8 protein-coding genes are annotated in these 9,788 nt (G+C 61.2%); 2 read left to right on the top strand and 6 right to left on the bottom strand.

Going from position 1 to position 9,788, the window contains the following annotated elements; all coding sequences use genetic code 11:
* Positions 1–174 precede the first annotated feature (174 nt).
* Positions 175–1,764, bottom strand: a complete 1,590-nt coding sequence (locus tag BUE15_RS19920) for a hypothetical protein (RefSeq protein ID WP_073288832.1) — start codon at positions 1,762–1,764, stop codon at positions 175–177.
* Positions 1,765–1,947: 183 nt separating this feature from the next.
* Between BUE15_RS19920 and BUE15_RS19915 the strand changes: the two genes are divergently transcribed.
* Positions 1,948–3,549 carry a hypothetical protein gene (locus BUE15_RS19915; protein ID WP_139252459.1) on the top strand — a complete coding sequence of 534 codons (1,602 nt, stop codon included), beginning with the start codon at positions 1,948–1,950 and terminating at the stop codon, positions 3,547–3,549.
* A gap of 32 nt (positions 3,550–3,581) precedes the next feature.
* On the opposite strand, the gene BUE15_RS19910 is transcribed toward BUE15_RS19915, so the two are convergent.
* From BUE15_RS19910 to BUE15_RS19895, 4 genes are all read right to left on the bottom strand, one after another.
* The gene (locus BUE15_RS19910) at positions 3,582–4,016 is read right to left on the bottom strand and encodes a hypothetical protein (protein ID WP_073288828.1); all 435 of its coding nucleotides are present in this window, start codon (positions 4,014–4,016) and stop codon (positions 3,582–3,584) included.
* A gap of 131 nt (positions 4,017–4,147) precedes the next feature.
* Positions 4,148–4,564, bottom strand: a complete 417-nt coding sequence (locus tag BUE15_RS19905; RefSeq protein ID WP_073288826.1) for a hypothetical protein — start codon at positions 4,562–4,564, stop codon at positions 4,148–4,150.
* A gap of 156 nt (positions 4,565–4,720) precedes the next feature.
* Positions 4,721–6,235: an exonuclease domain-containing protein gene (locus BUE15_RS19900; protein WP_073288824.1), complete on the bottom strand. Its 1,515-nt coding sequence runs from the start codon at positions 6,233–6,235 to the stop codon at positions 4,721–4,723.
* Positions 6,236–6,396: 161 nt separating this feature from the next.
* Positions 6,397–6,867 carry a ferritin-like domain-containing protein gene (locus BUE15_RS19895; RefSeq protein ID WP_073288822.1) on the bottom strand — a complete coding sequence of 157 codons (471 nt, stop codon included), beginning with the start codon at positions 6,865–6,867 and terminating at the stop codon, positions 6,397–6,399.
* A gap of 569 nt (positions 6,868–7,436) precedes the next feature.
* Here BUE15_RS19895 and BUE15_RS19885 point away from each other — a divergent pair.
* Positions 7,437–8,414: a GNAT family N-acetyltransferase gene (locus BUE15_RS19885; protein ID WP_073288819.1), complete on the top strand. Its 978-nt coding sequence runs from the start codon at positions 7,437–7,439 to the stop codon at positions 8,412–8,414.
* A 33-nt stretch (positions 8,415–8,447) separates the two neighbouring features.
* Here BUE15_RS19885 and BUE15_RS19880 read toward each other — a convergent pair whose 3' ends face one another.
* Positions 8,448–9,629: an AI-2E family transporter gene (locus BUE15_RS19880; RefSeq protein WP_084549211.1), complete on the bottom strand. Its 1,182-nt coding sequence runs from the start codon at positions 9,627–9,629 to the stop codon at positions 8,448–8,450.
* Positions 9,630–9,788 lie beyond the last annotated feature (159 nt).

Here is a 9,788-nt window from a genome sequence, read left to right as displayed (position 1 = left end):
GCCGTGACAGCGCAGGGATTCGCCCTCAAACTGCTGCTGTTCATCTTCACCCACACCCTCGCTCAACTAGGCGCATAGACCGCAACTTGGGTTAAGTAAGAATTCAGCCAATAAGAAATGGGCCGCTCTGCTTCACTTATGCGAAGCAGAGCGGCCCATTTCTTATTGGCTGATTTATCGGCCGGAGCCGTCCCGGTCGAAGGCGTGGCTTCCGACGCCGTGGCTGGTTTTGTCTTTCAGCTCGGGGGCCGGCCCGACGTCGTTGTTGCGGCTGGTGTCGTAGAAGCGGGTGCGGCGGCGCAGGCCCGCCACGCGCGACTCATCGCGCACTTTGTCTTCGTGCGGCCCGCCGTAGATAGCAATGAACGGACTGCGCCGCACCGAGCCGCGCAGCTCAAACTCGTCGTCGCCCTGCAGGCCGTGCAGCTGCACGGTGCGGGTTTCGGCCGGATGAAAGACGCGGCGGTACAGCAGCGAGTCGGGCCGCTTGGCAGAAGGCTTCAGCTCATACACCGATACTACCGTGGCCGTGTCGTTGAGGCGCTCCACCACAAACCGCTCGTCGGCATCGGTGCCGGCCACCAGCACCGTGCGGGCGCGGAGGCGGTAGTAGTCGGCGGCGGCTTTGGGCAGCGCGTCACGGCGGGCCTGCAGCGCCGCAATCATTCTGGGGCCTTCCTGGCGAAACACGGCCTGCGGCAGCCCCTGCCGCACTGCGCTGGTAATCACAGAGTCGGAGAGGCGGCGCTGCAGGTCGCGGGCGGTGGCCAGGTAGGTGCGGCGGTCCAGCTCGGTCAGTACGTGCGCATCGATGTAGCGGGAGTTGCGGGTGTAGCCCTCAATGCTTTCGTAGCGCGGCCCGAACGTCCGGAACTTCGGCACCACCTTGCTCACCAGCCACGACAGCACGCCATCATCAAAGCGGAAAAAAACCTGGTCCCGGTCCTGCGGAATCGGTTCCCAGCGGGTCTGGCCCTGCGCTTGCGGATACGCCGCCCACGTCCATTGCCCTTCGTGCCGGTCCCAGTCGCCGAGCCAGAGGTCCAGCAGCCGGGCGCGCAGAAAAGCAGCTTCGTGCACCGTGTTTTTGGGTGACTTGTAGCGGGCTTCCAACATAGTGTCGCTCTCATCCAGGTCGGTGGCGCCGGGCAGGCGGCCGGCTATGTTCTGCTTGCCTTCCAGCTTTTCTTCCAGCAGCACCACGCGCCCATGATACCGGGCCGAAGCTTCCCCGAAGCCGGTTTCATCGGGCCGCACGTAGTAGGCCCGCGGCTTGGTGTGGCGCACACCGGCCGCCTCGGCCAAGGGCGGTACCACAAAGGCCCCATACGGGTGGCCGGCGGCCGTGGCGTCGCGCACCAGATTCAGCACGAAGGTGTGGCGCAGGACTTTGGGCAGTGTGCGGTACGGGTCCTTATCAATGGAGCGCAGGGCATAGCTGCGGCCATCGGCACCCACCACCGTCATGCTGATGGTTTGAAACCCGCCCCCGATTTTGCCGGCCCTCAGCCCGCCGGGCACGGTAGTGGCGGCATCAAGCACGGGCAGCGTAACTGGTTGGGCCCAGGCCGTGCGGTGGTGCTGGCCCAGCAAAAAACGGCCAATAGGGCCACGGCGGTAATGCCGGCCGGCCGTGACGACCACGCTGTCGGGGCGGGCAGCCAGAGCGGTGGGCTCGGGGCGGGCATCGGGCTGAAAGAACTTCTGGCGGGCACAGCCCGCCGTCAGTAACAGGCAAAAGGGGAGAGAATAACGAAGGATCATGCGGGGCAGTAAGCGCGGCTGGTGGGCTATGTAACGCAGATACGGCGGAGTTGTTAGCGCAGCCCGGCCGGGATGCCCAATGCGCGTCGCGGCCGATTGTTCGGGGGGGGCAGCCAACCCCTGCTGCTGTGTTTACGGTATAAGATAGGCCGCCAGCCCGGCGGCCGCTAATTGCTTTGCCGCGTGTCTCGTATTCCTCTACCACTCCGGAGCCTGCTGTCCGGGGGCCTTTGTGTCGGGTTGTTGTGCCATGCCTGCTCTTCGCCGGCCGCGCCGCCGGTAGCGCCGGCCGTCCAGATTCTTTCCGACTCAACGGTGCTGCTGGCTGCCGGCCCGCACTACAAACGGTCGGGGCTGCACACGTTTTTCTGGGGCAAGCATTACCGCGACCTGTGGGCGCTGCCCGTTACGGTGCCTGTGCTGAACCTGCGTACGGTGGTACCCGGCGGCCTCACGCCCATCCGGGAAGGTGGCTCGTTCCAGACCAAAAACCTGCGCCTCGTTGACAAGAATGGAATCCAGTACGTGCTCCGCTCCGTGGACAAGGATGCAACCAAGGCACTGCCGGAAGGCCTGCAGGACGGCCCCGTAGGGCGCCTGATGAAAGACCAGACCAGCGTGATACACCCGTACGGCGCCTACATCGTGCCGCTGCTGGCCCGCGCGGCTGGCGTCTACCATACCAATCCGCGGCTCGTGTACATCGGCGACGACCCGGCCCTGGGCGAGTACCGCCAAAGCTTTGCCAATGCGCTGTATCTGCTGGAAGAGCGGCCCGAAGGCGACCAAAGCGGGGTGACCAGCTTCGGCAACTCGGCGCTGGTGGAAAGCTCCCGCAAGGTGTTTACCAACCTGATGGCCAGCCCCCGGCACCACGTAGATGCGCGCCGCTACCTGCGCGCCCGCCTGTTTGATATGTGGCTCGGCGACTGGAGCCGCCGCGAAGACCAGTGGCGCTGGGCCAGCTTCGGGCAGCCGGGCGGGCGCGTGCAGTATCGGCCTATCCCGCGCGACCGGGACCACGCCTTTTTCAAGTTTAACGACGGCGTGTTTACGCACATAATTGGCTGGCTGAAACCGAATTATCAGACGTTCGACGAGAAAATCCGCCTTTCAGACGTGGAAGGGCTGAACCGGGCCGCCCGGCCCATGGACAAGTCGTTGCTGGTTTACCTGAGCCGGGAGGATTTCCGCCAGGTTGCCGACTCGGTGCAGCAGCAGCTGACCGACGCCGTGATTCGGGAGGCGCTGAGCGTGTGGCCCAGGGAGGTATATGCGCTGGCTGGCGAGGAGTTCCAACGCAAGCTCAGCCAGCGCCGCCACCAGCTGCCGGCCGTAGCCGACAAGTTTTACACGCTGCTGGCCCGCCACGTAGAGGTGCCCGGCACCGATGCGCCCGAGCGGTTTGTGCTGGACTCGCCGGCGCCACAGCAACTCCGGCTCTGCGTCTACGCAATAGGAACCGCCCGCCCCGACAGTCTGCTCGGGCAGCGCACCTTCCGGCCCAACGAAACCAACTCGCTCAAGCTGTTCGGGCTGGGCGGCAACGACGTGTTCGAGTTCCGTGCGCTGCCGCCATCCAGCATCACGGTGGGCGTGTATGATGGTGCCGGCCAGGATGTGGTGGTGGGGCCGACTGCCGCCACGCATACCCGCACCACGGTATTCAACAGCGGCGACGGAAACGTAATTGCCGTGCCCAAAAGCGTGAAAACTGAAAAGTACCGCCCCGAAGCCGACGAATTTGATGCCGCTGGCTGGCTGCTGCGCCACCGTCTTTTCTAACAGCCGCCCTGCCGGGCGTGCTCATGGCCGGCCTAGGCGTCGGTGGTTTCCAGCCAGTGCGCGGCGGCGGCACAATCACTGAAATGGGCTATCTGCAGCCCCATGTGCCTGTGTGCCTGCCGGCCCAGGTGCGTAGCGGCCAGACGAGCGTACATGTCCTGTGAACCCACGATTGCGCAGCAGCGGTACTGCGCTTCCCGCACAGCTCTCGGCACCCAGTCGTGCACCAGCCACTCCCGGTCGCGGGGCATGATGGCGGGCAGGAGCTGGTGGTCGGTCAGAACCTTGTGCAGGCGCGCCTCCTTGAGCAGCAGCAGCGTCTGCTCGTACACCTGGCGCAGATCCGGGCTGAACATGGGAGCCACCAGCCACTCCACCCGCACATAGCGGCCAGGCAGTTCCACTACGTGGGCAAGGCGGTTATGAAAATACAGCGACTCATGCGCTGGGTAAATGAGCTTGTTCATCCGGGGCAGGCCGAAGCGGGTTTACAAGGGCAGGCAGGGAAGATGAAGCAGCAGAAATATAGGGAGCAGGGCAGATACCACTAGCCTACGTCCCACGGCCTTCCGCCCGGCCGGTGCTGAGCGGAGCAGCATCAGGGCTGCAATACAAAGGAGGTGTTGCGAATCCAGCTTCGGGCTGCCTCAATTGTGGGAAAATAGGCGGTACTGAGCGGGGCCATACTTCCGGCCCGATGCATCACCTGCGTCACGCCCTGGCGGTTCAACACATCCTCCGACTCCACAATAGCCATTTGCGTGATGTTGAGCGCTGCGAAGCACGGAAACCAGTCGTTGTTGAGCCATTTCTGGTCGATGGGCCGGATGACGCGCATGCCACGCAGGTTGCCAATCCAGGCCCGAACCTGGTAGAGCTCTGCCAGGCGCAGACCTTCCTCCATGCCGGTGCGCAAATCTGCACTATTGGCAAAATCCAGCCACTCCAGTTCCAGCGTGTGTCCAAATCCATCATGATGCATAAGCAGATACGAAGACGTGAAGAGCGTTTTCATAGGCAGGCAGAACAGGAGCGGAACAGGAGGGCCGGCAAGCCACGAATTGAATATAGCACATTGAGAATTGTAAAGAAAGATTTGTCGGGCAATCCATACCCGGCACAAAAAAGCACCCCGCCGGTGGGCAGGGTGCTGCAGAACTGACAAGCGAGGCTACTGATTAAAAACCTTGACTTTGTCTTTGTGCTTGGTGCGCAGATATTGCCGGATAATCTGCTGAGCGTCTTTATTGTCGTTGTAGCGCGTAATAACGTCCCGGAAATCAGCCAGCCGCCGCGCCGAAAACGACTCGGTGTCTACGTAGCCGAAGCCCATGTACCGGCCATTTTCAACCAGTACCACGGTTTTCTCATCGGCCCGGCGGCCCTGGCCCAGCACCACAAACGTGCCGTGCTCATACGTGAACGACTCGATGGCCTCTTCCACGCGCTTATTGTACTCTTCGGGGGGCTCCAGGCCCAGGCACGCGCCTTTGCACCGGTGCACCTGATAGTCGAAACACGCGCCTTGGGTTTTGTACAGGTCACAGAGCTTCTGGCAGAGGTTGAACTTGGAAACCTTGTGAAACAGGAAGCCCTTGGCTTTGAACTGGTTGCCCAGTGCAATCAGCGGGTGCGACTCGGCGTGGTCGTCGGCGCGGCCGTAGTAGAGGTGCTTGTAGCCCTGCTCATCGGTGCGCAGAAAGATGCCGGCCGGAAACACCGAGCGGCGCAGCTTGCGGTTGTAGAGCGGCTTCAGGCGCTTGATTTCGTGCGACTCATACAGCAGCGCCACCAGCTCCGAGCCGGTCAGTTCCCAGGTAATATCCGAAATAGAGTTCTTGAACTCGATGCTCTTGCGCGACTTATAATCGACGGCGAAATGCTGCTGAATGCGCTTGTAAATATTGATGCTCTTGCCTACATATATCACCTCGCCCTGCTCGTCGTGGAAGTAGTATACTCCGGCCTCGTGGGGCAGGGAAGCCACTTTCTCAGGCGTGATGTTGGGCGGCAGCAGCGCCGTCCGGATGGCTTCCTGCACCGCCTTTACCTTGCGGGCCGACGGCTGCTTGGTAGCCACCGCGCCAGCTGTGGCCTGAGGAACGGGCCTGCGGCCGGCTGGGGCGTTGGCATCCACGGCGGCCAGCGTGTCGGCAGGGGAGAGGCCGGGCTTCGTGAGGGCCTCTTCCTGCTGGCTGATTTTCAGCAGCCGGTCGAACAGAATGGCGGTGGCCGCCGCGTCGCCGGCCGCGCGGTGGCGGCCCTGCAGCGGAATCCCGATGTTCTGGCACAGCTTGCCCAGGCTGTAGCTGGGCTGGCCCGGCATCAGCGAGCGGCTCAGGCGCACCGTGCACAGCGTTTTGCGCGAATAGTTGTAGCCCAGGTCGCCGAACTCTTTCTTCAGGAAGGAATAGTCGAAGCGTACGTTGTGGGCCACAAACACGCAGCCTTCCGTCATTTCTACCACTTTGCGCGCTACCTCATGAAATTTGGGCGCATCGCGCACCATCTCATCATTGATGCCGGTGAGCTGGGTGATGAAAAAAGGAATGGAGCGCCCCGGGTTAATCAGCGTATCAAACTGGTCCACTACTTTTTCGCCATCGTGAATAAAGATGGCTATTTCCGTAATGCGGTCCTGTGCGGGCTGGCCCCCGGTAGTCTCAAGGTCAATGATGGCGTACAAAAGCGGCGCGGTATCAGGTAATAAACAATGCTAATGCAATTGGTAACAAAGATACATCACGAGAGGTTGCAACGGCCCGCCGCCAAGGGCAGCACCGTTTGGCGGGCGCACAAAAAAGCCCGCTTGGGGCAGGCTTTTTCAGATGGAGAAGCAGGAGTTGCTTAGCGGGTGGCTTTCTGCTGGGTTATCCAGTTCTTGTCGGACAGGATGGAGCCGTGCTGCTGCTGAATTACGGAGCGGGCCTCGGCCGGCAGCTCCTGCGACTTCAGCGCCGTTTCGTAGGATTGCAGCGCCACGGCGTCGCCGTTTTCGCACTCGCCCAGAATAGCCGAGTCGTTCTGGCCCGTAATGGCCGATTTGATATTGATCCAGCCCCGGTGCACGGCGGCGGCGGCATCGGCTATCGTAGCTTCAACCGTGCTTTCGTGCTCCGGATTGATGCCCAGCTGGCGGGCGTGCTGGGTGAGGTCGGCGGCAAACTGGGCCCGCTGCTGGCTCATCTGGCTCAGCTTCGATTTCAGATCAGCGCTGGAAACTTCTTCAGCGGCTTCCTGATAGCCTTTTGCGGCCGTTTTGTTGATTTCGACCAGGTCGTTGTAAGCGCGGGCGGTTTCGCTGGTAATAGCTGCCATGATGATGTGCGTTGAGTTAGAAAGGAGGAACTATGTGCCGGGCCTGCCGGGAAAAGGCGGCGTAGCTGAAGTCTATACTTGCCGGAGCGGCTGGGAGTTGTAAGGGCCGCAAACAAAATTCTGGCTTGCCCGAGCGCCACCGGCTGCCAGCGGATAGCGCCGGAAGGTTGGCCGGCAACCCGAGAACCGCTACTTTTGACAGCCCTGCCGGCTTGCGAGCTGGGCTGTCGTACTCACTATTTTATGTTTCTGGTGTCCATTGAAAACCCGTCTGCCCCGTATCTGGTGCTTCCACGTACTGGCGAGGCACATACCGGTGTCACCATGGCCCTGGAGCCCGGCCAGCTTTCCTTCCCCGTAGTGCGGGCCTGCTGGACTTATACTACGACCGCCACTGGGCTACAGCAGGAGTTGGTAAATGACAATGACAGTGGCCGCCTGAGTAGCTGGTATACTACGGGTTTGGATAAGCAGGGCGTCCTGCCTACTATGGCGTTGCGGCCGCATGCTGAGGCCTGTTGTATCCTCAACTATGCCGCGTTGCGGGCATTAGCCCTTCCATTGGCCGCATGAGCCGCCGCAACCAGCCAGTACGAGTAGAGCCCTATACTGTAGCGCACGAAGCGGCTTGGGATGCGCTGATAGCCGCCTCCGACAACGGCCCGTTTCTGTTTCAGCGCTCCTTTCTCACTTATCATCAGGACCGGTTTCAGGATCGGTCGTGGCTGGTGTGGCAGGGCACGGAGCTCGTCGCAGTTTTTGTGGCCGCCACTGCCTCTGCTACAGATGCACCCCATACACTGGTAGCGCACCCCGGTCTGCCTTACGGGGGCCTGGTGACGGTTGGACTACCGAAATACACGGAAATAGAAGCCTGGCTGGAGTTGCTGCGTCATGCGTGGCGGGCAGCCGGATTCCGGCAGCTGCTGCTCAAGCCCGTACCGCGCGTCTTCTGCCGCCGTCCATCCGACGTGCTGCCGTTCTGGCTGTACCAGCAGGATGCACGGCTCAGTGCGCGGGAGTTGAATTCCGTCATCGACCTGACGCAGCCGTTCCGCATCGGGACGTGGCGGCGTGGCAACCTGCGCAAGGCGCGCAGAAACGGCGTAGCGGTGGAACCTACGGCCGCTCTTTCGGATTTTGCCGCTTTCTGGCAGATTCTTGCAGACAATCTGCAGCACGCACACGGACGCCAGCCGGTACACACTCTGGCCGAAATCAGGAATCTGCACAGCCGGAACCCGGGGGGCCTGGAGCTGTGGGTGGCCCGCGTAGAGGCAGAAGTGGTGGCCGGGGTCCTCGTGTTTCAGGATGTGCGCCAGGGGTTTGTGCATGCGCAGTACATTGCCGGCAGCCCATTGGGGAAGCAGACCGGCGCCGTGGATGCCATTCTGGCCGAGTTGCTGCGCGTGAAGCAAGGGCCGTTCCAACGGTTTTCGTTTGGTATTTCTACCGTGCGGGGTGAGGTGAACTATGGCTTGCTGAATCAAAAAGAGGGCTTCGGAGCTACGGCCGAAACCACAGACACCTACACCCTCAATTTGTAAGCAGAAACGCTGGCTTAACCGGTTTATGTAGCGCTATTCCTTGTTCAGCATTCGTCGCCAGAGCTTCTGGAAGGCATTGGGCTGGGTAGTTTCGGGCTTGGTAGAATCCTCGCCCTCGGCCGTGTCGCCGAGCAGGAAACCCCAGGGCTCGGTGGCCTTGTTGGCATCCAGCACTACTTTGGCCACGGCCATCAGCGGAATGCTCAGAATCATGCCCGGCGTGCCCCACAGCTCGGCACCCAGAATCAGGGCCAGAATAGCGGCCAGCGGGTTGATACTGACCTGCGAGCCGGTTATCATGGGCGTGATGAAGTTGCCTTCCAGAAACTGCACCACCACAAATACCCCGACAACCAGCGCCGCCTGCACCGGGGAGCCGGTTTCCACCAGCGTAATGATGGCCGGCACAGTAGCTCCAATCATGATGCCGATGTAGGGAATAATGGCCAACACCGAGGCGAAAATGGCGAAGAAGATGGCAAACTTCACACCCAGCGCCAGCAGCCCGATACCGTTCAGCACGGCCACAATCACAATCACCTTAAACAGCCCCGAAATGTAGGCCTGTACAACCGTCTGAATACTGTCGACGGTGTGCAGCACGGCCGTGCGCTTGTCGGGCGCCACAAACCGGAACATGAACTGCCGCAGGTGGTCGCGGTAGAGCAGCAAGCAGAAGATGTAAATGAGCACCTGCGCCAGGTTGCTGAGCACAGCCGTGGTGGTGTTGAGGGTGGTGCCCAGGTAGGAGCCTCCGGATTTTTTCAGCGTCTTCACCGTCGTTTCCTTCAGGTCGTCGATGCTCATGGGCTTGTAGCCGAACTTCACGTGGGCCCATTCCTGCGCCTGGTTGAAAAAGTCCATCATCTTGGTCTGCAGCTTGGGTAGCTCGCTTTTGAACTGCGCCAGCTGCGAGCCAAACCCCAGGATAACGCCCGCGAAAATGGCCAGCACCAGCAGCAGGCACAGAATGATGGCCAGCACCCGGGGCAGCCCCCGTAGCTCCAGCCACCGGCAGATGGGCAGCAGCAGCAAGGTGAAGACCGCCGAAAACAACAGCGGCAGCAGGATATCATCGAGCACCTTCAGGGAGTAGACCAGCAGCACTGCCCCCAGCAGAAAGAAGGCAAACTGGATAATGGGTGTCTGCCTGACCACCGGATTGGGTTTGTGCCCCGATGGCGGCAGATGGTGTTGGGCAGCGGGAGTAAGCATGTTGCTAATAAAATTGGGAGAGAGAAGAGAAGGGAAACTGGTTTAGGCAAAACAGGTTGCCGGATTAGCGCGGAACAAACCGCCGCTGGCTTGGGTTGAAAGAAGGATTTTTGCTAACTTTACTAGCGAAAGGCGGCGCGGAAAAGGCCAATTTTCTGC

It is taken from the genome of Hymenobacter psychrotolerans DSM 18569 (genome assembly GCF_900142395.1).
GTDB lineage: Bacteria > Bacteroidota > Bacteroidia > Cytophagales > Hymenobacteraceae > Hymenobacter > Hymenobacter psychrotolerans.
Note: the sequence above shows the minus strand (reverse complement) of the source record. Positions and strands in the feature narration are given on the sequence as shown.